Source organism: Shimia haliotis, from assembly GCF_900114415.1.
In the GTDB taxonomy this organism is placed as follows: Bacteria; Pseudomonadota; Alphaproteobacteria; order Rhodobacterales; family Rhodobacteraceae; genus Shimia; species Shimia haliotis.
Window position 1 is genome coordinate 131,147 of the sequence record NZ_FOSZ01000003.1, and the last position, 23,995, is coordinate 155,141.

General features: G+C 58.6%; 16 protein-coding genes and 1 tRNA gene. 7 read left to right on the plus strand and 10 right to left on the minus strand.

The annotated features are described in order from the left end of the window. Positions 1 to 52 precede the first annotated feature (52 nt). From BM069_RS08875 to BM069_RS08885, 3 genes are all read left to right on the plus strand, one after another. Positions 53 to 5,494, plus strand: a complete 5,442-nt coding sequence (locus BM069_RS08875) for an alpha-2-macroglobulin family protein (RefSeq protein ID WP_093323064.1) — start codon at positions 53 to 55, stop codon at positions 5,492 to 5,494. Further along, positions 5,494 to 7,536: a penicillin-binding protein 1C gene (pbpC, locus tag BM069_RS08880; protein WP_093323065.1), complete on the plus strand. Its 2,043-nt coding sequence runs from the start codon at positions 5,494 to 5,496 to the stop codon at positions 7,534 to 7,536. Before BM069_RS08875 ends, pbpC begins: the two co-directional genes overlap by 1 nt. Before the next feature lie 81 nt (positions 7,537 to 7,617). Further along, the gene (locus BM069_RS08885) at positions 7,618 to 8,121 is read left to right on the plus strand and encodes a DinB family protein (RefSeq protein ID WP_093323066.1); all 504 of its coding nucleotides are present in this window, start codon (positions 7,618 to 7,620) and stop codon (positions 8,119 to 8,121) included. 75 nt (positions 8,122 to 8,196) lie between these two features. On the opposite strand, the gene BM069_RS08890 is transcribed toward BM069_RS08885, so the two are convergent. The 3 genes from BM069_RS08890 to petA are packed head-to-tail and all read right to left on the minus strand — an operon-like array spanning position 8,197 to position 10,897. Beyond that, positions 8,197 to 8,988, minus strand: a complete 792-nt coding sequence (locus BM069_RS08890) for a cytochrome c1 (protein ID WP_093323068.1) — start codon at positions 8,986 to 8,988, stop codon at positions 8,197 to 8,199. A gap of 14 nt (positions 8,989 to 9,002) precedes the next feature. Beyond that, a complete protein-coding gene (gene petB, locus BM069_RS08895; RefSeq protein WP_093323069.1) occupies positions 9,003 to 10,325 on the minus strand; it encodes a cytochrome b in 1,323 nt (440 codons plus the stop codon). A gap of 11 nt (positions 10,326 to 10,336) precedes the next feature. Beyond that, positions 10,337 to 10,897 (minus strand): ubiquinol-cytochrome c reductase iron-sulfur subunit, encoded by a 561-nt coding sequence (gene petA, locus BM069_RS08900; RefSeq protein WP_093323071.1) that lies wholly within the window; start codon positions 10,895 to 10,897, stop codon positions 10,337 to 10,339. Between the two features lie 323 nt (positions 10,898 to 11,220). Between petA and BM069_RS08905 the strand changes: the two genes are divergently transcribed. From BM069_RS08905 to fdhF, 3 genes are all read left to right on the plus strand, one after another. Next, on the plus strand, positions 11,221 to 12,111 hold the full coding sequence (locus BM069_RS08905) for a LysR family transcriptional regulator (protein WP_093323072.1): 891 nt from the start codon (positions 11,221 to 11,223) through the stop codon (positions 12,109 to 12,111). Between the two features lie 88 nt (positions 12,112 to 12,199). Further along, positions 12,200 to 13,891, plus strand: coding sequence for an NAD(P)H-dependent oxidoreductase subunit E (locus BM069_RS08910; protein WP_093323074.1), 1,692 nt, complete (start codon positions 12,200 to 12,202; stop codon positions 13,889 to 13,891). Beyond that, positions 13,891 to 16,674, plus strand: coding sequence for a formate dehydrogenase subunit alpha (gene fdhF / locus BM069_RS08915; protein WP_093323075.1), 2,784 nt, complete (start codon positions 13,891 to 13,893; stop codon positions 16,672 to 16,674). The genes BM069_RS08910 and fdhF overlap by 1 nt, the downstream gene beginning before the upstream one ends. 217 nt (positions 16,675 to 16,891) lie before the next feature. Here fdhF and BM069_RS08920 read toward each other — a convergent pair whose 3' ends face one another. The 5 genes from BM069_RS08920 to dapF form a co-directional block, all read right to left on the minus strand. After that, entirely contained in the window at positions 16,892 to 17,497 is a 606-nt protein-coding gene (locus BM069_RS08920) for a glutathione S-transferase (protein ID WP_093323544.1), read from the minus strand. Positions 17,498 to 17,509: 12 nt separating this feature from the next. Next, the gene (locus tag BM069_RS08925) at positions 17,510 to 18,145 is read right to left on the minus strand and encodes an FMN-binding negative transcriptional regulator (RefSeq protein WP_093323545.1); all 636 of its coding nucleotides are present in this window, start codon (positions 18,143 to 18,145) and stop codon (positions 17,510 to 17,512) included. 120 nt (positions 18,146 to 18,265) lie between these two features. Then, the gene (locus BM069_RS08930; RefSeq protein WP_093323077.1) at positions 18,266 to 18,907 is read right to left on the minus strand and encodes a glutathione S-transferase; all 642 of its coding nucleotides are present in this window, start codon (positions 18,905 to 18,907) and stop codon (positions 18,266 to 18,268) included. Positions 18,908 to 18,974: 67 nt separating this feature from the next. Beyond that, positions 18,975 to 20,243 (minus strand): tRNA (N(6)-L-threonylcarbamoyladenosine(37)-C(2))-methylthiotransferase MtaB, encoded by a 1,269-nt coding sequence (gene mtaB, locus BM069_RS08935; protein WP_093323078.1) that lies wholly within the window; start codon positions 20,241 to 20,243, stop codon positions 18,975 to 18,977. Further along, on the minus strand, positions 20,240 to 21,085 hold the full coding sequence (gene dapF / locus BM069_RS08940) for a diaminopimelate epimerase (RefSeq protein WP_093323080.1): 846 nt from the start codon (positions 21,083 to 21,085) through the stop codon (positions 20,240 to 20,242). Before dapF ends, mtaB begins: the two co-directional genes overlap by 4 nt. Positions 21,086 to 21,187: 102 nt before the next feature. On the opposite strand from dapF, the gene BM069_RS08945 reads away from it, so the two are divergent. Beyond that, positions 21,188 to 21,263 (plus strand) — tRNA-Lys (locus BM069_RS08945). Positions 21,264 to 21,321: 58 nt separating this feature from the next. Here the strand turns inward: BM069_RS08945 and BM069_RS08950 are convergent. Further along, positions 21,322 to 21,684 carry a hypothetical protein gene (locus BM069_RS08950; RefSeq protein ID WP_093323082.1) on the minus strand — a complete coding sequence of 121 codons (363 nt, stop codon included), beginning with the start codon at positions 21,682 to 21,684 and terminating at the stop codon, positions 21,322 to 21,324. Positions 21,685 to 21,761: 77 nt separating this feature from the next. Further along, positions 21,762 to 23,795, minus strand: coding sequence for a DEAD/DEAH box helicase (locus BM069_RS08955; protein WP_244503581.1), 2,034 nt, complete (start codon positions 23,793 to 23,795; stop codon positions 21,762 to 21,764). Positions 23,796 to 23,995 lie beyond the last annotated feature (200 nt).

A 23,995-nucleotide genomic window follows, 5' to 3' on the forward strand; every position in this document is an offset into this window, starting at 1 on the left:
ATTGGTCCACGCACCCGTGCCACCATTCCGATGCTTTCAGCAGGAGAGACCTATGCGCCGGCTCGCGATTTCATTTATCAGTTTTGTTTCATTTGCTTTTCATGGAGTGTTGGCGATTGCAGAGCAATCCAATATTCCCGATCGCCGCATCGTTGTAAGCCGCGATCTCGATTTCTACGGGTCGGATCTGCAGAATATTTTCGACACAACCTATGAGGCATGTGTGAATGCCTGCCTCGCGAATCATGACTGCGCAGCTTTTACATTCAACTCGCGTTCCAATGCCTGCTTTCCCAAGGGTGGGATCACCGACAAGCAGCCGTACGAAGGCGCGTTGTCCGGCGAAGTTCTGACCGCAAACGCCGGCGCACCGGAGCTAGCTGCGGTGCGTGCCGACGAGATCGGGTTTCTGGGCGCGTCCGATCTGCGCCGCGCCAAGGAACAAGCTCTCAATATCGGGCGTACTCACGCGGCAGGTCCGTGGAGTGTCGAAGAAATGCTGGTAGCCGCATCGGACCGGCGTGCAAAACACGAGCTGACAAGTGCAATGCGGTGGACAGGTGGCGCACTCAGCAAGGCTGATACCAGCGATCTCTGGGTGGAATATGCGCGTCTCAACGGGACCATCGAAGGAGAGACATCCGCAGAAACCCGTCGTTATCGCGATCGGGCTTTCATTGCGTCCATAAATGCCTATCTTCGTGCCAGCACCGATGGTGAGCGTGTGACAGCGCTGCTCACTTTGTCGGAACGGCTTGAACAGCGCAATCGGGGTCGCAACATGCTGCAAGCCCTGCGTCTGGCAGAAACAATCCAACCGCGATCAGACGTGGTGTCCGCGCTGGATGACGCCATTGGGAAGTACGGCTTCCGCATCACCGAGCACAAAGTGGAAAACGATCTGGCGGACCCTCGTCTTTGTGTGGAATTCAATGAACCGTTGGTGAAATCCGGTGTGGACTACGCACCCTATGTGAAACTTCCGGATGCCCGGCTGGCGGTGCAGGCAGAGGGCAGCCAACTTTGTGTTGAAGGTCTGACTCATGGCCAGCGCGTCACGGTCACTTTCCGGCAGGGCCTGCCCGCCGATAGCGGCGAATCCCTAATCAAGGATATTGCCATCACTGCCTATGTGCGTGACCGCAGCCCGAGCGTCGGGTTCGCTGGACGGGCTTATGTCTTACCACGCACCAGTGCCGCGGGTTTGCCTATCGAGACAGTGAATCTCGATCAGGTGGATTTGACCCTTCAACGGGTCAGCGACCGCAATCTGCTGCGCGCAATACAAGACAGCTATTTTGGGAAGCCACTGAGTTATTGGCAGTTCGAGGACTTCAATAGGGACGTGGCAGAAACCGTGTGGACCGGGTCCGGCGATGTACAGAACACCCTGAACCAGACAATGACCACGCGTTTGCCGATTGGTGAAGCTCTGAAGGATCAACCAACGGGTGTCTATGCGCTGACCGCCGATTTGCCGGGGGCCGATGTGTATGACGAGACATCAAGCACCCAGTGGTTCATCTTGTCAGACATTGGCATGACCAGCCTGAGCGGGGTCGACGGCCTCCATGTGTTTGTACGCCATTTGAGTGATGCCAGTGCATGGGAAGGCGCCAAGGTAACGCTTCTGAGCCGCGCAAATCGTGTATTGGGCACCGTGGATAGTGATGCTGAAGGCTACGCGCGTTTTGATGCCGGATTGACACGTGGGTCTGGCGGAGCAGCACCGGCTTTGGTTTTGGTCGAAGCTGGGGATGACTTCTCCTTCCTGTCGCTGACGGATCCTGCGTTCGACTTGTCAGACCGCGGAGTTGAAGGGCGTCAGCCAGCACCGCCAATCGATCTTTTCGTGACCACCGACCGAGGGGCCTATCGTGCTGGCGAAACCATTCACGTGACGGCTCTAACACGGGGCGATGTCGCACAAGCTCTGCCCGGCCTGCCGGTCACGGCAATCCTGACCCGACCCGATGGCGTGGAATATGCCCGACATATCTCGATGCGGGACGCCGCCGGAGGGCATGTGTTTTCTCTGCCATTGGGCGCAAGCGTGCCCCGCGGGGCTTGGCGGATCAGTTTCAAAACTGATCTGGATGCGCCTGCCTTGGCGACCAGAAAGGTCCTCGTGGAAGATTTTCTGCCCGAGCGCATCGATTTCGACCTGACGTTGCCGAATGCGCCACTGGACTCGGCCAATATGCCGCCACTCAAAGTGGCCGCGCGTTATCTGTTTGGCGCACCGGGTTCGGATTTGGATATCGAAGGCGAGCTCCGCCTAAAACCGCGCAAGGATGTGGCGGGTTTCGACGGGTATAGCTTTGGCTGGCACGACAAACCGTTTTATGCCAGCACAGAGTATTTCGGTGGCGAAGTCACAGACGCAAATGGTCTCGCGGACGTCTTTTTGCCGTTGCCGGACCAAGTGGCGGAAGGCCGTCCATTGCAAGCAGACATCAAAGTGCGGGTGCTTGAAGGATCCGGCCGTCCGGTAGAACGCACCTTGACCCACCCGGTGGCCGCGGCTGGGTCCATGATCGGCGTCAAACCAATGTTTGAAGATGTGGTGGCGGAAGGCACCAGTGCCCGGTTTCAAATCATCGCGCTTGATGCCGAGCTGGAACCGACAAACATGAAAGTACAGTGGACGGTCAACCGTGTGCGCACCACATATCAGTGGTATCAACTTTATGGTGATTGGGAGTGGGAGCCCACAACACGTCGCACCCGCGTGGCCAGCGGCGAACTTACGCTTGGTGACGATCCCATTGCAATCGAAGCCCCTGTGGAATGGGGGCGTTACGAGGTTGTTGTTGAACAGGTGGGAGGCGATCATGTCGCCAGTTCATCGGAATTCTATGCCGGCTGGTATGCGCCCGCTGACGCCTCAGACACGCCAGACACACTTGAACTGTCGCTGGATAAAGACGGATATCACAGTGGTGAAACCGCCGTTGTCCGCATCGTGCCACGCTATGCGGGAACGGCACTTGTATCGGTTATGTCCAACCGTTTGATTTCGATGAAAGCGGTAGAAGTGAACGAGGGAGAAAACCTCATTCCGCTGGATGTCACAGATGAATGGGGCGCAGGGGCTTATGTCACAGCATCGGTCATCCGTCCTTCGGACGAACCTGCCGCTCAAAATCCGGCGCGCGCGCTGGGTTTGTCGTATGCCAAAGTTGATCCAGGAGAGAAGCATCTTTCTGTGGCAATCGAAGCCGCGGAGAAAGTTTCCCCAAGAGGGCCTCTCGACCTGTCTGTAAACGTTTCAGGCGTCAGGGCGGGCGAAACCGCCTTTGTGACGGTTGCGGCAGTTGATGTTGGTATCCTCAATCTGACGCGTTTCCAAAGCCCGAACCCGTCCGAGCACTATTTCGGTCAGCGGCGTCTCGGCATGGAAATCCGTGATGTGTATGGGCGGCTGATCGACGGCATGAACGGCAACATGGGGGCATTGCGCTCCGGAGGCGATGCAACGGCCGGAACGGGGTTTGACTCTCCACCTCCAACAGAAGAGTTGGTCGCATATTTCAGCGGGCCGGTTGAGGTCGGAGAAGACGGCACGGCCAACCTGACCTTTGATATGCCGGAGTTCAATGGCACCGTACGCTTGATGGCGGTGGCGTGGTCGGCAACCGGTGTTGGTCAGGCGGAGCGGGACGTTTTTGTCCGCGATCCGGTGGTGGTCACAGCGAGTTTGCCGCGCTTCCTCGCACCTGGCGATCGATCGCGCCTGTTGCTGGAGATCGTGCATGCAGAAGGACCTGCAGGCCGGATGGGCCTTGACGTTGTAGCGGAGGGCGTGACGCTTGCCGAAGCGGTTCCAAGCGGCGTGTCCGTTGTTGAGAATGGCACAGAACGCGTGTCATTACCCGTTGTGGCGGGCGACGTTGGGGATCACACAATTCGCATCGCTCTCACCACTCCGGACGGCAAGCAATTGGTGAAAACCCTGATGCTTCCTGTACGGGCCAATGACCCCGAGGTAAGTGAAACCCGCCAGATCACTTTGGCCTCGGGTGACTCGCTCACGATTGGTGCCGATCTCTTCTCGGAGATGCGACCGGGAACAGGCTCGGCGGTGATTTCATCTGGTGCTCTGGCCAAATTCGATGCGCCCGGATTGCTACAGGCTTTGGATCGCTACCCCTACGGCTGTACCGAACAGGTAACGTCGCAGGCGTTGCCGCTTTTGTATTTCAGCGGTGTTTCCGACGCGCTGGGCCTCACGCCGCGGGACAAAATACAAGTACGTGTGGATCAGGCGGTGTCCAAGGTACTGACCCGTCAGGCAAGCAATGGCGCATTCGGGCTGTGGCGAGCCGAAAGCGGTGATTTCTGGCTGGATGCCTACGTGAGTGATTTTCTGTCTCGGGCCAAATCCAAAGGCTTCGACGTGCCGAATCTGGCGTTCCGTCAAGCGATGGACAACCTGCGCAACCGCGTGAACTATGCGCCGGATTTTGACAAGGGCGGCGAAGATATTGCTTATGCCTTGTTGGTTTTGGCACGGGAAGGCGCCGCTGCAATGGGGGATCTGCGCTACTATGCCGACGTGAAATCCGAAGCTTTTGCAACGCCATTGGCGGCGGCGCAAATAGGTGCTGCACTCGCGTACTATGGAGATCAGACCCGGGCAGATGCCATGTTCCGAACGGCAGCGCGGATGGTGGAAAAGCAGACGACAATCGAACAGGCTCAAGTCTGGCGGGCGGACTATGGCACTAACCTGCGGGATGCGGCGGGCCTTCTGACTCTGGCAATGGAGGCTGGAAGCGAGGCTGTAGACATCAATGCCTTGGCAACGCGGGTGGCCGCTTCGGGTCAAAGCCTGTCAACGCAGGAAAACGTTTGGTCTTTGATGGCGGCGCATGCGTTGATCGAAGATGAGAGCGACAGTGGTCTGCATGTGGATGGGGTCCCGTTGAGCGGCTCCCTGTTGCGACGGGTTGAGGATGACATTGATCTCTCGCCGGCCACTGTTCTCAACAAAAAGGCGGTTCAACAGAACGTGACGGTCACAGCCATTGGCGTTCCCAGCTATCCAGTCGTCGCGCGCGGATATGGCTATGCGCTGTCGCGTGAGTACTTTGCGATGGATGGCACACCTATGACCTCGTCCGAGGTGCAATCGGGCGATCGGTTTGTAACGGTGATCACAGTGGATCCGTTTGATAGCGGCGGCGCGCGATTGATGATCAATGACCCGCTGCCGGCTGGGTTTGAGATCGACAATCCCAATTTGTTGGAAAGTGGGGACGTAAAGGAACTCGACTGGTTGGAAACCACATGGGCAGAGTCCACCGAATTCCGTTCAGACCGGTTTTTGGCGGCTGTGGATTGGCGGTCGGATAAGCCGTTCCGCTTGGCCTATGTGGTGCGTGCAGTGTCCTCTGGCACCTATCATCATCCTGCGGCTTCGGTTGAAGATATGTACAGGCCGCAATACCGCGCCAATACAGACGCCGGACAGTTGGTCGTGCTTGATTGATGCGTAGGGCGTGGCCCATTTTCCTCGTCGCCGTGTTGCTGCTGGCTGCAGCGGCGCGGGACGGGGTGGATCAATGGATCGACCAAACAGACTTGCCGAGCCTCGTGTCAGATACCTCGATAGAGGTGCGCGGGCGGCAGGGCGGTCTGTTGCGCGCGTATACGGTGGAGGACGGGATCTGGCGGCTGGGCGCGAGGGTTCAGGATGTGGATCCGACTTATGTTGAGATGCTCTTGGCCTATGAAGACAAACGGTTTTTTGAGCACTCCGGAGTAGACGTTCGCGCGTTGCTGCGGGCCGCAGCCCACGCCTTGGCACAGCGCGAAATCGTGTCCGGCGGATCGACCCTCACGATGCAGGTTGCCCGCCTGCTTGAAAACTCGGGAACTGGCGAATGGGCAGGCAAACTGCGGCAAATCCGGCTGGCGTTGGCAATGGAGCGCGGGCTGACCAAGAACGAGATCCTCACTCTCTACCTTACCCACGCGCCGTTTGGCGGTAATATCGAAGGCATCAGAGCCGCGACGCTGGCGTGGTTTGGGAAAGAGCCGAAGCGTTTGACCCCCGCTCAGGCGGCTCTATTGGTGGCGTTGCCACAGAGCCCCAACGCACGACGACCGGACAGGCATTCCCAGCGGGCCGCGACGGCGAGGGAGCGGGTTCTGAGGCGCGCGGCGGCGGCGGATGTTTTGGGCGCGGGTGATGTGGAGGCGGCCTTGAGCGAGCCATTGCCAAGCCAAAAGCGTGGATTCCCAAACAATTCGCCACACCTTTCGGACCGTGCATTGGCAGAGGCGCCGGACCACAGGCGCCACGATCTTACACTTGATGAGAGCCTTCAAGGCAGCTTGGAACGCTTGGCGGAGCAAACGGTGCGAGGGCTGGGTCACAAGCTTTCAATTGCGATTTTGGTGGCGAACCACGAAACCGGTGAAGTTTTGGCGTCCTTGGGGTCTGCCGGGTTTTTGAGAGATGGTCAGCGGCAGGGTTTCGTGGATATGACCGTTGCCAAAAGATCTCCGGGGTCGACCCTTAAGCCTCTGATTTATGGTCTGTCTTTTGACCAGGGGTTGGTCCATCCGGAAACCATGATCCGTGATGCCCCCGTATCGTTCGGTTCCTATGCGCCACAGAATTTTGACGGTCAATTTCGCGGAGATGTGCGTGTATCCGAGGCGCTTTCATTGTCTTTGAACATTCCGGTTGTGGTGCTCACCGATGAGTTGGGACCGGCCAATTTGATGGCCGCGCTACAACGATCCGGAGCCGCGCCAAAGCTGCCGGGGGGGACGGCCGGATTGGCGGTGTCCCTTGGTGGTGTTGGGGTGTCTTTGAAGGAGCTGGTGCAGCTTTATGCGGGAATTGCACGGGGTGGAAAGTCGGTGGAGATCTTTTGGCGACAGGGTGAAAAAAGTGATCACTCACAACGTCTTATGAGCAGATCAGCCGCTTGGCATCTTGGACATATCCTCTCGGGTATCCGCCCCCCGGCAGGGGCGCCGCGGAACCGGTTGGCGTATAAAACAGGGACCAGCTATGGGCATCGCGATACCTGGGCGATTGGTTTTGACGGACAGCACGTGGCCGGTGTTTGGATTGGTCGGCCGGACGGCACGCCGGTACCGGGGGCGTTTGGGGCGGATATCGCTGCGCCGGTTTTGTTTGATGTGTTCCAGCACATCAAGCCGGAGTTGGCACCTCTCGGTCCACCACCGCCTGAGACAATTATGTTGTCCAACGCGCAACTGCCTGAACCGCTTAGGAAATTTAGGGGTCGATCTGCGGTGTTTGAGGCCCCCAAAGACCAACTTGCACTGGCTTTTCCACCAAGCGGAGCGCGGCTCGTGGACAGCGGGGAGGGGGTCGTGATCAAGATAAAGCATGGGGTTCAGCCCTTTACTGTTCTTGCCAATGGACTGCCTGTAGCCACTGGTATCCGGCGCCACGAATTTGCACTGCCGATGGTGGAAAAAGGCGCGTCAACGCTCACTGTGATTGATGCCGAAGGCCATTCTGACAGGGTGCAAATCTGGCTTGATTAAGGGTGTCGGCACTACGTCGGTATCGCGTCGGTATTACGTCGGTGCGCTTACAGTCACTATTCTTGTTCAGGAGATCCCGGCATGATTACCGCCGCGTATTGTCATTTGTTTGCCCGCTACAACCGATGGCAAAACTCGTCTCTTGTGGCCGCTGCCAGTCAATTGACTCAGGCTGAGCGTTGGCGTGATCGGGGCGCATTCTTTGGGTCGATCGCGGGGACACTCAACCACCTGTATTGGGCTGACGCGCTGATCCTGGCGCGCATTGAGGGCAACGAGCGGCCGCATGACACCATCGTTCACAATCTAAGCGAGCCAGCTCAGTGGGCGGATTTTGTTGCGTTGCGGGCGGCACGGGATCGCGACATCGAACGTTGGGCAGAAGGACTGAACGAGAACGATCTGGCAGGGGTGGTCAGATGGTATCCACCGGACGGCTCACCGCGACTTGAGATGTCCAAATCGCTTTGTGCGGCGCAGTTTTTCAATCACCAGACCCATCATCGCGGGCAGGTTCATGCGATGTTGACGTTGGCAGGTGTCACGCCAGAGGTGACAGACCTATCAGCGATGCCTCAGCGCTGACGACGCCTCGGTACCAAAGAAAAGCCCCGCCGGTGACACCTGCGGGGCTTTGAAGTCTTTAAGTCCGGATTAAGCTCAGAGGTTGAGCTTTTTGCCTTTGACCGGCGCCCAGAGCTTTTTGTTCGTCAGGTAGAGAAGAACAGTCAGCAGGGACAGGAAGAACACGCCCACGAAGCCAGCCTGTTTGCGGGCCATCATCTTGGGTTCCGCGGCCCACATCAGGAAGGCTGCGACATCTTCTGCCTCGTGGTGCAGGCTATTGGAGTGGCCGTCTGCATATTCAACGTCTTCACCGTAGAGAGGCGGTGCCATTGAGATCCAGCCACCAGGGAAGGCGGTGTTCTCATAGAATGTTGTGCCCGCTTCTTCTTTCTCTTCGCCGGTGTAACCGTCCAAAAGCGATACGATGTACTCAGGTCCACCCATGCCTTTGAACAGCTGGTTGATACCAGTGCCATAGGGACCGTGGAAACCGGCGCGGGCCTTGGCCATCAGCGACAGGTCAGGGGCTTCTGCGATGCCGCTCATCGGGAAGAAGTCTGTCACCTTACGGGGACGGTCATCTTCGAGCTCTTCATCATAGATGTCGAACTGTGCCGCATAGGCGCGTACCTGATCTTCGGGCAGGTGGGGGCCACCTTCATCAGCCAGAGTACGCAGCGGTACATAGCGCAGACCGTGACATGCGGAGCAAATCTCGGTGTAGACCTGAAGGCCACGTTGCAGCTGGTTCTGATCGAAGGTGCCAAACGGACCTTCGAACGAGAACTTGGTGTCGTGAATGTGGCCAGCGCCGCCGGCGGCAAATGCGCCTCCTGCCGTGAGGGACAGGGCCGCGAGAGCGATAATGCTAAGCTTCTTAAGCATGGCTGTTGTCCTTCTTATTCAGCAGGTTCGGCAGGTTTGCCGTAGTGAGCTTCGAAATCTTCCTCGATGGTGGCCGGCGGTGTTGTCGGCTTTTCGATCACACCCAAGATCGGCAGGATGATGAGGAAGTAGCCGAACCAATAGGCCGATGCGATCAACGAGAAAGTTGCATAGGGTTCTTCTGCGGGCATTGCGCCGAGCCACATCAGAGCGATGAAGTCGACTATCAGCAGAGCGAACCACCACTTGAACATCGGGCGATAGCGGCCAGAGCGGACACGCGAGGTGTCAAGCCAAGGCACCAGAGCCATCACGATGATCGCTGCAAACATCGCCAGAACCCCGAAGAATTTTGCGTCGATGATGCCGCCGGTGATCCAGCTTGCGAAGATCACAACCCAAACCTCGGAGGTGAAGGCGCGCAAGATTGCGTAGAACGGCAGGAAGTACCATTCGGGCACGATGTGTGCTGGCGTGGCCAGAGCGTTGGCTTCGATGTAGTTATCGGGGTGGCCGAGGTAGTTCGGCATGAAGCCGACAACTGCGAAGAAGATCACCAAGATCAGGGACAGTGCGAACAGGTCCTTGATCACGAAGTAAGGCCAGAATGGCAGGGTGTCTTTCTTGGCTTCTTCCTTGGAGCCGCGACGTACATCAACACCTGTCGGGTTGTTGTTGCCCGTGGTGTGGAAGGCCCAGATGTGGATCACAACCAAAGCGGCGATCACGAAGGGCAGCAGATAGTGCAGCGAGAAGAAGCGGTTGAGGGTAGCGTTGTCCACCGCAGGTCCGCCAAGCAGGAAGGTCTGCAGCGCTTCGCCAACAAAGGGGATGGCGCCAAACAGGCCGGTGATCACGGTCGCGCCCCAGAAGGACATCTGACCCCAAGGCAGTACGTAGCCCATGAAGCCGGTTGCCATCATCAGGAGATAGATGATCATGCCGACGATCCACGTGATTTCGCGCGGGGCCTTATAGGAGCCGTAGTAGAGACCGCGGAAAATGTGGATGTAGACCGCAAAGAAGAACAACGATGCGCCGTTCATATGCAGATAGCGGATCATGGCACCGCCGTTCACGTTACGCATGATGTGTTCTACCGAAGCGAACGCAAGGTCAACGTGCGGGGTGTAGTGCATCACCAGAATGATGCCGGTGACAATTTGCAGCGCCAGACAGAAAGTCAGAACGATGCCCCAGATCCACATCCAGTTGAGGTTCTTGGGGGTCGGGATCATCAGGGTGTCATACAACAGACCGATGATCGGCAGACGCGATTCAATCCACTTTGCACCCTTGCTTTTGGGTTCGTAGTGATCGTGAGGAATACCAGACATTTTCGCGTTCCTTATCCGAGTACCAGTTCAGTGCCCTCAAAGCGGGCAACCGGAACGTGAAGGTTTTCAGGCGCCGGACCTTTGCGGATCCGACCGGAGGTATCATAGTGCGAACCGTGGCAGGGGCAGAACCAGCCGTTGAACTCGCCAGAGCCGTCGCCCAGCGGCACGCAGCCGAGGTGGGTACAGACACCAATCATCACCAGCCATTCGCCGGCCTCGTCCATCGCGCGGTTTTCATCCATCGCGTCGGTTCCGGGCTTGTTGGCGTTTTCGCTTGCTTTGTCGATGGTCAGCTCTTCGAGCGTCACGGCGCGGGCTTCGTCAATCTCTGCCTGTGTGCGGCGGCGGATGAATACCGGTTTGCCGAGCCATTTGACGGTCAGCTGGGTGCCCTGCTCGACGCCGGAAATGTCGACGCGAATCGACGACAGCGCGCGCACATCGGCGGATGGGTTCATCTGGTTGACGAGGGGCCATGCGGCGGCACCTGCGGTCACTGCACCTGCGCCAGCTGTGGCGTAGTAGAGAAAGTCTCTCCGGGTGCCTTCGTGATCTTCTGCGTGGGACACGAGGTTCTCTCCAATTATTCAGCCGGCAAGCGGCCAATATGCTCTGGGCCACGGTGTCCCGCAGCCTCTCCCCGCCGCTATTTAACGAAGGGGATGCCACCCGTCCAGCGAACATTCGCCTGTCTTTGCATGTCGCGTCCCTCTGTCGCGCTTGGTGCCTTGACAAATTTGCCCTTCACACAGGTTTGCAGGCGCAATTTAGGGCGGCGTCTTGGCACGGTAGATGGTGCAGAGGCGAATCGTCTGAGGGGGATGTCGTCGGTTCTGGTCCGAAGGCACGCCGTGGGGTAGACACGTGAAGCAGTGTTGAAGGAGCCGCCTCTGTGATTAGCCTCAAAGATCTGGAGTTTCTGTCGTCGTTGGCCCGACACCGGCATTTTGCGCGGGCGGCGGAGGAATGTGGCGTGTCCCAGCCGGCGTTTTCCATGCGAATCCGCAAGATGGAGGAGCGTCTGGACGCAGCAGTCGTGAAGCGGGGCAACCGGTTTCAGGGGTTCACGCCAGAAGGTGAGGCGCTTGTGCGCCATGCGCGCAAGATTATGGACGGGGTGAAGCTTCTGGAAGAGGAGTTCCGTTCGGCGGGCGGAGAAATCACGGGGCAATTGGCTTTGGGTGTTGTGCCGACAGCGGTGGCCTATGCGGCTGGTGTGGTTCAACGGCTAAGGAACAGTCATCCGGGAATCACTGTGCGTTTGCAGGCGGCGAGTTCGCTGGCAATTCAACAAGGTCTGGAAAACGGCCTCTACGATGCGGGGATCACCTATGGAGAAGGGGTCGCGCCCGATCTGATGCGGGTCGAGCATCTTTATGACGAGCGCTATCTGCTTTTGGCGCCAAAGGCGATTGCGCCGCGCGACAAAGGACGGGCCAGTTGGGCGGAGGCAGCCGAGGTGCCTTTGGCTCTATTGGAGCCGGGGATGCAGAACCGGCGGATTCTCGACTTGGTCTTTCGCGAAGCAGGTGTGGTGCCCGAAGTGGTTGCGGAAACGGGCGAATTCACGTCTGCGATGGTGATGGCGGCCAATGGCATGGCGGCGACCGTGGTGCCCGAAGGTTTGGCAGAGGCGTTTGGTGTGAACGCAGACCTTGTGTCTTTGGCCCTTGAGGAGCCGGAGGTCGCCAAAGATGTGAGCCTTGTGTCGCCCCACAGAGATCCCGGTTTGTCCACGGTTGAAGCTTTGCGGCGGGTGTTGGGGCTGTCGGATGTTTCTTGATAACTTTTAGTTATGGTAAATTAAATTTTGCTTGATTGATTATTCGTTTCGGTGATGCGACGCTTTCCTATCTTGCAGGGAGGTTAAGATGGCACCACTCGACGATCAAAAAGGCGTTTGGAAGAAAAAAGGCACCGGAAAGTCCCGCCGCACCCCGAAAGGGCGGCAGGTGGATGATCAGGCGCTGAGCGACGTTCAGGCGTTGTTGGGGGACACCCCGCGTCGGCGTGACCTGCTGATTGAATTTTTGCATTTGATTCAAGATGCCTATGGGCATTTGTCCGCTGCCCACATTCGGGCGCTGGCCGAAGAGATGCGACTGGCTCAGGCCGAAATTTATGAAGTTGCGACCTTCTATGCGCATTTTGATGTGGTGCGAGATGGTGAGACACCTCCGCCTGCGTTGACCATTCGGGTGTGCGAATCATTGTCTTGCGAGTTGGCTGGTGCCGATCAACTGGCGCAGGCACTGAAAGATGGCGTTGATCCCAAAGACGTGCGGGTTGTGCGTGCGCCTTGTATGGGGCGGTGTGATACCGCGCCGGTGGTTGAGCTGGGGCACAATCATATTGGACACGCCACGGACGAAAAGGTCGTCGCCGCATTGCATGCGGGTGAAGTGCATCCTGTGGTGCCTGACTATCAGGGTTTGGCTGAATACAAGGCTGACGGCGGATATCGCATGCTTAAGCAGTTGCGCGAGCATGGCGATTGGGAAGAGCTTCAGGCGATGATCAGCGAAGCGGGCCTGCGCGGCCTCGGCGGTGCGGGTTTCCCGTCGGGCACAAAATGGGGCTTTGTGCGAGCCAACCCGGGACCGCGGTTTTTGGCGGTGAACGGCGATGAGGGCGAACCTGGCACGTTCAAGGACCGTCATCACCTTGAGCGCAACCCGCATATGTTCCTTGAGGGGATGTTGATTGCGGCATGGGCCGTCGAAGCTGAGACCTGTTTTGTGTACATGCGCGACGAAAATCCGGGCGTGATCCGGATTTTGCATCGTGAGATTGCAAAGCTCGTCGCCGAGGGGATCGTTTCGGAAGACTATATCGACGTCCGCCGAGGGGCTGGCGCATATATCTGTGGCGAAGAGAGCGCCATGATCGAGTCAATTGAAGGCAAGCGTGGTTTGCCGCGCCACCGCCCACCGTTTGTGGCGCAGGTGGGGGTCTTTGGAAAACCGACGCTCGTGCACAACGTCGAGTCGCTTTATTGGGTGGCGCGGATCGCGCGGTTCGGTCCGGAAGTCCTGAATTCCGTTGAGAAGAACGGCCGCACCGGATTGCGCAACTACTCTGTGTCGGGCCGCGTGAAACATCCGAGCGTCTATTTGTTGCCGGCTGGGTCGACGATTCTTGACGTGATCGAGGCCGCCGGAGGGATGGTCGACGGGCATGAGTTCAAAGCGTATCAACCGGGTGGACCGTCGTCTGGGCTTTTGCCTGCGTCGCTGAATGATGTGCCGTTGGATTTCGACACCCTGCAGCCGCATGGCACGTTTATTGGCTCGGCCGCAGTTGTGGTCCTGTCGGATAAGGACAGCGCGAAAGAGGCGGCCCTCAATATGCTGCGGTTCTTTGAAGACGAAAGCTGTGGTCAGTGTACGCCGTGTCGGACCGGTTGCGAGAAGGCGGTGAAGCTGATGCAGGCGGACAGCTGGGATCAGCCGTTGCTTGAAGATCTATGTCAGGTGATGAGCGATGCCTCGATCTGTGGATTGGGCCAAGCGGCACCAAACCCGATCAGGTTGGTGATGAAGCATTTCGGGGAGGAAGTGTGATGGCTGACGGAGCACGCATTGATATGGTGACTTTTTCGCTGAACGGTGAAGACGTAACCGTGCCCGAGGGCACAACAATTTGGGACGCTGCGAACGGTAAGGGGTTTGTGATTCCGCACCTGTGCCACAAGCCGGCGAAAGGATACCGCCCCGACGGCAATTGCCGCGCTTGTATGGTCGAGGTCGAAGGCGAGCGGACGCTGGTGGCGTCTTGTATCCGCGAGGCCTCTGACGGCATGGTTGTGAAGACCGAGAGCGAACGGGCCACCAAGGCGCGTGAGATGGTTCTTGAGCTGTTGGTGGCGGATCAGCCCGAGGTCAAGCACGACGCGTCCAGCCATTTCTGGAACATGGCCGAAAGCGCCGGTGTTGAGGAAAGCCGCTTTCCGGCCAAGGAAGCCGAACGCGTACCGCTGTTGGACAACAGCCACGTGGCGATGAGTGTCAATCTTGATGCCTGCATCCACTGTAATCTCTGTGTGCGGGCCTGCCGCGAGGTGCAGGTCAATGATGTGATCGGCATGAGCGGGCGCAACAACACAGCCAAGATCGTGTTCGACCAGGATGACGCCATGGGCGCCTCCTCCTGTGTGGCTTGTGGTGAATGTGTCCAAGCCTGCCCGACCGGCGCTTTGATGCCGGCGACCGTGGTGGATGAAACCGGCGCGGGGGACAGCTCGGACTATGATCGAGAAGTGAAAAGCGTCTGCCCCTATTGCGGTGTGGGCTGCCAGATCAGTTTCAAGGTCAAAGACGACAAGATCAAATATGTCGAAGGCATAGACGGGCCGGCGAACGAAAACCGCCTGTGTGTCAAAGGCCGGTTCGGGTTTGATTATATCGACCACCCGCATCGCCTGACAAAACCGCTGATCCGCCGCGAAGACGCGCCGGCGAAGGGGTTGAACGTCGATCCGGGTAATCTGATGACGCATTTCCGCGAAGCATCGTGGGATGAGGCGTTGGACTTTGCCGCCGGTGGCATGGCGCGTTTGCGCGCGGAAAAAGGCACGAACATTGCCGGATTTGGCTCTGCGAAGTGCTCCAACGAGGAAGCCTATCTGTTCCAGAAACTGATCCGTCAGGGGTTTGGCCACAACAATGTCGACCACTGTACGCGTCTTTGCCATGCGTCCTCTGTGGCGGCGTTGTTGGAGAACGTGGGCTCCGGCGCGGTGACTGCGACGTTCAACGAGATCGAGAACGCCGATGTGGCGATTGCGATTGGCTGTAACCCCATCGAGAACCACCCTGTGGCGGCGACCTACTTCAAGCAGTTCGCCAAACGCGGCGGCAAGCTGATTGTCTGTGATCCACGCGGCGTGGGCCTTGGGCGGCATGCGAGCCACAAGTTGCAGTTCAAGCCAGGCGCGGATGTGTCGATGCTCAACGCGATCATGCATGTGATCGTCGAAGAAGAGCTTTATGACGAGGCCTACATCAGCCAGTTCACCGAGAACTGGGAGGAGATGAAGGCGCATCTGAAGGACTTCAGTCCCGAGGCAATGGAGCCGATCTGTGGCATTGAGCCGGAGCTGCTGCGCGATGCGGCGCGGACCTTTGCCAAGGGCAAAGCGGGCATGATTTTCTGGGGTATGGGTGTGTCTCAGCACATCCACGGCACCGACAATGCGCGTTGCCTGATCTCGTTGGCGCTGATGACTGGCAATGTCGGTAAGCCGGGTGCGGGTCTGCACCCGCTGCGCGGGCAAAACAACGTACAGGGCGCGTCGGATGCGGGCCTGATCCCGATGTTCCTGCCGGACTATCAGTCTGTGATGGATGACGGTGTGCGCTCGGCATTCACCGATGTCTGGCAGTCGGAGGACTTCTCCAGCCAGAAGGGTCTGACCGTGGTGGAGATCATGCATGCGATCCATGATGGCGACATCAAGGGCATGTATATTCTGGGCGAAAACCCGGCGATGTCGGATCCCGATGTCGATCACGCTCGCGCCGCTTTGGCTAAGCTGGAGCATCTGGTGGTGCAGGACATCTTCCTGACCGAAACCGCGAACTATGCGGATGTGATCCTGCCAAGCTCGGCTTGGTATGAAAAGTCCGGCACCGTGACCAACACCAACCGTCAGGTGCAGATGGGGCGGCCGGTCACGGCGCCTCCGGGGGAGGCCAAAGAAGACTGGTGGATTGAGGTCGAACTTGCCAAGCGGCTGGGCCTGAATTGGTCCTACACCCATCCCAAAGAGGTGTTTGCGGAGATGAAGCTCAACATGGGCTCGCTCGATAACATCACATGGGAGCGGCTTGAGGGCGAGGCGGTGACCTATCCGTCGCTTTCACCCGAAGACCCCGGTCAGGCGATTGTGTTTGGTGACGGCTTTCCTCGGGACAACAACCGTGCTCGGTTTACGCCTGCGTCCGTCATTCCGCCGGATGAAACCCCGGACGCGGACTATCCTTTTGTGCTGATCACAGGACGTCAGTTGGAGCACTGGCACACAGGGTCGATGACACGCCGTGCCAGCACGTTGGATGCGTTGGAACCGGAGGCGAACTGTTCTCTGCATCCGTCGACCCTGCGCAAGTTGGGCGTGGAACCGGGTGGCTATATTGCGTTGTCGACCCGTCGCGGTACGGTCACGGTGATGGCGCGTGCAGACCGCGCGGTGGCGCCGGACAACGTGTTCCTGCCTTTTGCTTATGTCGAGGCGGCGGCGAACATCCTGACCAATGCAGCGCTCGATCCCTATGGCAAAATCCCCGAGTTCAAATTCTCCGCGGTGCGTGTGGAGAAGGCCGAAACGCCGGTTGCGGCGGAATAGAATGAACTCCGGTGGTGAGGCGTTTGTGACGCTTCGCCACCGGAGTCCCCTTTGGACGCAGTAACCCCTTAGCCACGACCAAAGCAAAGTCAGGACGCAAGGTTTGCGCCTGACAGGCTTAGGCGTAGTGGATTTTTACGCCGCTGCAAAGTATTTTGTTTGAGTCGTGAATTAAATGGCGTTGTCAAGGCGTGCAGGGGCCGAACACCCCACGCGATCAGTCACTTGGCGTTGTCGTGATCATGCTTTCACGTGTGGCGAAGTCCTCAAACCATGTGGCAAGCGCTTCACGGCCACTCCGCCAGTCGCGGTCTCCATGGCGAAAATCAAGATAGCCAAGCGCACAGCCCACCGCGATCTGTCCCATATCCAGCGGGCCGTGCAGATGGCTCATCCAGCGGTCATTGAGCGCATCTAGGGCACCGGCGACTTTGCCCCATTGCGCCTCGAGCCAATCGTCAAAGACGATTTCGGCAGGACGCAGGCGCTTTTCATATACAATAAGCACTGCGGACTCGAGGATACCGTCGGCGGTGGCTTCGAGTGTCAGAACATCCCAAAGCCGGTCTTCGGGATATAGATCGGCGCCGGCACGCGCCACCAGATAGCGGCAGATCACGCGGCTGTCGTAGATCGCAGGACCATCGGGACGCACAAGCGCGGGAATTTTGCCAAGCGGGTTGGCGGCAGCGGCCTCGTCCGCGGTGGAGAGCGCAGTGGTATGCACCCGCACAAGGTCGACGTCGTCGGTTTGCTCTGTTTCCGCGAGGGTCACGCGGACCTTGCGGACAAAGGGCGAGGCAGGGGAATGGATCAGTTGCAGACGGGACATGGTTTATTCCTTGGTGGGATCTGAAAAGGACGATTGCATCAGCGCGGCAAGTTCGGCGGTGTGGCTGCCAACCGACTGTGTGGCCATGTGGCGCGCGGCGGCATGGCGCGCCTCGCTCGGTTTGTTTTGACCTAGTTTCCAAGTGCCCTGCACATCCTCGATATGCAGGCGGAAGGGTTGAATCATCCGCAGCATGCGATGGAACGCCTCGGCATCCATTTTGTCTCGTGTCCACGGGGATTTGGGCAGTAGCTGTGCCTCAAAATGCGCGGAAAGACGATCCAGCAGATCAGGCAAGTCATCTTGCGGCAATGGCGCAAGCGTGCCGGTCAGATGCACCGCGACATAGTTCCAAGTCGGCACCTGATCGTCGATTTCGTACCAGTCCGGGCTGACATAGCTGTCAGGTCCCGAAACGACGAGGCGGGCTGGCATTGGCTCGCTTAGGGCCCGTGCCATCGGGTTGGAGCGCACCAGATGCAGGTCGGCGACAGCGCCGTCCTCGGTGAGCAGGAACGGAACGTGGGAAATCAGTGGCGCTTGCTCAGCAGACAGCGCCAGAACGCCAAAGCCCCGCTCGCGGGCGAAGACAAGATTGTGTGCTGTTTCGGTGCCTCTGAAGGCGGGATTGGGGTGCATCGCAAGGCCTTTGGTCAAGTCGGCAGGATGGTGCAGCGGACAAAGGCGCAAGGCAACACGCAAATGCTGATGGTGGTCTTAAGCGATGCTGATTCAAAGGCGTCCCCTGCGTCGCGCTGACTACGGCTGCGTGATGGTGTCTTTGAGAATTGTGGGCGCATCCCCTTCGGCCCATTTCGGCAGCTTTGGCATGATGGTGGCGAACAGGTCGCTTACGAGGAAGGTGTCCACCCAGCCCGCCAGATGCGGTCCCGCGTCGGCGTCAAAACGGGCTTTGTCGATAAATGCGAACTGGCGCACAAACGGCAGGATCGCCATGTCGGCAAGGCTGACACGCGCACCAAACAAGTGACCCTTGGCAAGCTGCGGCTCCAACTGGGCCAAAAAGGCCATGGCCGCAGCGCGGCTGTCTTCGCGATCGTGATCCGGATAACGGGTGTGATACTTGGTGCGGTCCAAGGCCTGTTTGAAGGGGCCGTCGGCCTCCGCTATCAGGGCATGTCCCGCCTTTGGCATGGTAAGCCAGCCTTCGGGATCGTTTTGTTCTAGGGCCCAAATCATCACGTCGAGGCTTTCGTCGATCACCCTGTCATCGTGCTGCAAACACGGCACCGTTGCGCTGGGCGACACCTCAAGAAAGGCCGGAGCCTTGTCTCGTAAAACGACCTCGCGCAGCTCGACCGCAATCCCTGACACCGATACGGCCAGTCGCGCCCGCATCGCATAGGGGCAGCGGCGAAAGCTGTAGAGGATCGGCATCATGGTCTCTTTTGTTCCTCAAATAATTTGGGAGGCTGGGGATGATGCCCCAGCCGGACCTGAAGAAAATTCACGCCACGAGCTGAGTGCCGCGCAGGTCGAGAATGGGCGCGGTCACGATGGCGCCCTCGTTCTGCGGGGTGTCAAACGTCACTTCGGTGAATTGCTCGGTGCGGCCCATATGTGGGTTTTCCATCAGAATGTGATGGGTTTTTCCCAATTGCGTCTTCAGATGCGCAGAGACCTGTACCTCACCCGCCGCCCGCAGGCGCGCGGCGCGCTCTTTGATGATTTTGCCGTTCACCTGCGTCGGGATCTTCGCGGCCGGTGTGCCTTCGCGCTTTGAATAGGGGAAAACGTGCAGCCATGTCAGGTCGCAGTCTTCTACCAGTTTCAACGAGTTCTCAAAATGCGCGTCGGTTTCGGTCGGGAACCCTGCAATGATGTCCGCGCCATAGGTCATATCGGGGCGCAGTTTTTTAGCGTCTTCGCAGAAGCGGATTGCGTCATCGCGCAGGTGGCGACGCTTCATGCGCTTTAGGATCAGGTCGTCGCCGTGTTGCAAGCTGAGATGTAGATGCGGCATCAAGCGCGGTTCGGTGGCGATTGCCATCATCAGGTTTTCATCCACCTCGATGCTGTCGATCGAGCTGATCCGCAGGCGTGGCAGGTCGGGCACCAGTTTCAGGATTCGCATCACCAGATCGCCGAGTTTCGGCGTGGCGGGCAGGTCGGCGCCCCAAGAGGTGAGGTCAACGCCGGTCAGCACAACTTCGTTGAAGCCTTTGTCTACGAGCCGTTTGATCTGATCGACCACAACGCCTGCTGGCACCGAGCGCGAGTTTCCGCGGCCGTAGGGGATGATGCAGAAGGTGCAGCGGTGGTCACAGCCGTTTTGCACCTGCACATAGGCGCGCGAGCGGGTGCCGAAGCCGTCGATCAGATGGCCGGCGGTCTCGGTGACGGACATGATGTCATCAACCATCACCTTTTCGGTCTGGCCGATGAAATCCGGCCCCTTTGCGATGCCGGCCCAAGTGTCGGGCTGCATTTTCTCGGTGTTGCCAACAACCTTGTCGACCTCGTCCATGGCGGCAAAGGTTTCCGGTTCCACCTGTGCGGCACAGCCGGTGACAATTATGTTGGCGTCGGGGTTTTCACGGCGCAGGCGGCGGATTTCCTGACGGGACTTGCGCACGGCCTCGGCAGTGACGGCGCAGGTGTTCACGATCACCGCGTTCTCCAGACCCGCGGATTGCGCCATGTCTTTCATCGCCTCTGATTCATAGGAATTCAGGCGGCACCCCAGCGTGGTGAATTTAGGCGGAGCAGCGGTCATTTTGCCCGCTCCAGAAAGGCGGTGGTGAATTCACCGCTCATGACGTGCTCGGTTTTGCCGGTCATCCAGACGCCGTCGTCGCGCCAGTCGATCCAGATGGTGCCGCCGTCGAGGTCGATTTGCACCTTGCGCCCTGTCAGGCCACGACGGTGTGCGGCGACGGCGGTGGCGCAGCTTGAGGAGCCGGAGGCCAGCGTAATGCCGACACCGCGTTCCCAAACGCGCATGCGGATGTGGTTGTCACCAACGACCTGTGCGACCTGCACATTGGTGCGTTCAGGATAAAGTACGTGGTGTTCGTGCGTCGCGCCAAAGACAGACAGGTCCACGGCTTCGGCGTCAGCGACAAAGAACGTGCAGTGCGGGTTGCCCATGCCAGTGGCCGTGGGTGCACCGTCGATGGGCAATTCCAGCGTGTCCATTTCGCGAGCCAAAGGCACTTCGTGCCAGGCAAGTTGCGGCTGGCCCATGTTCACGGACGTCAGATCGTTGCCTGCGTCGCGGGCATAAAGGGTTCCGCGATCTGTGGTCAGCGTGAGTGAGTCGGTGCCGGTTTCGTCCATCAGATACCGCGCAATACAGCGGGTGGCATTGCCGCAAGCCGCGGAGGTGGAGCCATCAGCGTTGTAAAACACCAAGTGCGCATCCGCGTCCGTGCTGGTTTCAATCACGGCAAGTTGGTCAAATCCCACACCTTTTTGCCGGTGGGCAATGGCGGTGATCTGATTTTGGGTCAGGTCAAACGAACGCGCACGCGCGTCCACAACGACAAAATCGTTGCCGAGACCATGCATTTTCATGAAGGCCAAAGAGGTGTTCGCGCGTGTGTTCATTGGGCGCATATACGCCCGTTGAAGATCGGATTCCAGTGGTGTGCATTTTTTCTTGAGAATCGGGTTGACCCCTCTGCGCACACAGCATAGTTAGCGCTCCACAGACAGAGTGGGCCGTTAGCTCAGTTGGTAGAGCAACTGACTTTTAATCAGTGGGTCGTAGGTTCGAATCCTACACGGCTCACCACTGAACCTCCTAAAATGCGTGTGATATCAACATTTCCCGTGCGGGGTGGTGCATGTTTTCATGGGCAATTGAGCCATTCTGACGCAAAGCCGTCTTCGATCACATAAACGCCGTTTGCGTGCCGCATGAGGATGATGCGGTAGGCGTAGGTCGCGCCTTCTGCAGCGCATTTGGCATCATAAAGCGTGGCATTCATTTCGCGAACAGGCACAGCATTTGTCAGTGTGCAGGTATTTTCCACACCAAATAGTTTGTCACCCTGAATGGCAACGGCGTGGCGGTCTTCGCCAATACGTTCGGGATCGCAGGTCCAGTAGTCGGTGCCCGCAGGTTTGTAGAGACCATCAAACGACGTGGCAAAGGCGGCTGCTGGCAGAAGCGCGGCAAGGGTTACCGCTGTCAACGGTCTGAGAAAATACATCGCGACCTCACAAAACAACAATGGCCCGAACACTGTGCGTGTCGGGCCATTGCGTCAAGGTGCGATCGGTTCACCTGCTATTTCGTGCTTTTGCCTTTGGCAGTTTTGGCAGCGGCTTTGCGGGCCTTGTTCTTCTTGCTGTTTGCCTTGCCAACCGGGGGTGGCGGGCCTTTGGGCTTGTCGCCGGATGTCGCGCGGCGGGGAGCTGCGTCGCCGCCCTTGGATTTCGCCGAGGCCGCGGGCTTATGCGCCTTAGGCTTGCCCGGTTTGTCGTCCGACCTTGGCTTTTCAAACTTCGGTTTGGTCGGCTTGCCGCCCTTTGAGACCGGTTTTGGCTTGCGCGCGCGTGGTGCCGGATCGTCGTTCCACTCAACCGGTGCGCTTTTGGTTTTTGGCTTGTCGAAGCTCTCGCCCTTGGGTTTGTCCCCCCAAGGTTTGTCACCGTGGGGTTTGCCTTTGCCGCGATGACCAGGTTTGTCATATTTCGGTTTGCCACCAGGTTTGCCGCCGCGCATGCGGTCAAGTTTCGGTGCCTCGGCAAGCTGTGTCAGGGTCTCGCCGCGCTCCAGTTTGCCTTCGGGACCAACAGAGGTCAGGAAGGCAGGCACGGAGGTTTCGAGGATCTGCACGTAGGTTTCGTTGGCCTGAATGCGGATCGCACCGATGTCGCTGCGACCCAGACCGCCACGCTCACAAAGCATGGGCAGAAGGCGGCGGGGGTCGTGACCGGCTTCGCGGCCGCCAGAGATCGAGAACCAGATCGAGGCTCCGAATTCCTTCCGCGGCTCGGGTTTGGCGTTCACTTCCGACAATTCCTCAGGGGCGGTGCGGATGGTGCTCAGCAGGCGGATGTAGCCGGCGGCGATCTGCTCGGGCGTGAAGGCGTCCATCATGGATTTGATGGTGGCTTCGTTGCTTTCGGGGATGGGCTCTTGCCATGCAGGATCGGCAAAGAGGCGATCCATGTCGCGGGCTTTGACCTCGTCTGCGGACGGTGCGCCGCCCCACTCGGCCTTGAGTTTCGCCATGCCAAGGATGCGGCTGGCTTTCTTGTTGGATTTGCGGTTCACGATCAGCGCGCTGACGCCCTTGCGGCCTGCACGGCCAGTACGACCCGAGCGGTGCAGCAGGGTTTCGTGGTTGTTGGGCAGTTCGGCATGAACCACCAGATCGAGGTTTGGCAGGTCGATGCCGCGTGCGGCCACGTCGGTTGCCACACAGACCTGAGCGCGGCCATCGCGCATGGCTTGCAGCGCGTGGGTGCGCTCGGATTGGGACAGTTCACCAGACAGGGCCACAACATTAAAGCCGCGGTTCGACAGACGCGTCGTGAGGCGGTTCACCATGGCGCGGGTGTTGGCAAAGACGATGGCGTTGGGCGCCTCGTAAAAACGCAGGGTGTTGATCACGGCATTATCGACATCGCGATCCGCAACGGTCATGGCGCGGTATTCGATGTCGGCGTGCTGGCCTTCTTTGGCTTTGGCGATGACGCGTTCGGCGTCGCGCTGATAGCTTTTTGCGAGGCCAAGGATCGCGTTGGGAACAGTGGCAGAGAACAGGAGAGTCTGGCGCTCTTCGGGTGCTTCGCCAAGGATGAATTCGAGGTCTTCGCGGAAACCGAGGTCGAGCATCTCGTCCGCTTCATCCAGCACTACGGCGCGAATTTGCGACAAGTCGATGGCCCCGCGCGAAATGTGGTCGCGCAAACGACCCGGTGTGGCAACGACGATATGGGTGCCACGGGCCAGCGCGCGGCGTTCGTCACGCATGTCCATGCCGCCGACACAGGATGCCATCACAGCACCGGCTTTGGCATAAAGCCAGCCCAGTTCGCGTTTCACCTGAAGCGCAAGTTCGCGGGTCGGGGCAATCACCAGCGCCAGCGGCGCGGCGGGGGCCTCAAACGCCTCAAGGTCTTGCATAATGGTCGGCGCAATGGCGAGGCCGAAGCCCAGCGTTTTACCGGAGCCCGTCTGCGCGGATACCAAAAGGTCGCGGCCTTCGAAGTCCGGATTCAGTACGGCAGTTTGAACAGGCGTCAGGGTGTCATAGCCACGCTCATCAAGCGCGGATTGCAAGGCAGATTTCACGATGTCTCTTTCTCTCATAGGAGTGTTGCTGTCCTTTGACTGGCATCCCTTTGCACCGTCTGACGCGGTGTCCTTATGCACGAGAAAGAACAAGAAGAGGCCCGCTTAAAGCAAATGTGGTAGGATGTATAGAGTAGGGTGCTTCGAATTTTGAACCGAAGAGTTCAGTTTTGCTCTTGAAGATCCTTGCGCGGGTTCTTAGTTGGTTATTTCAAATT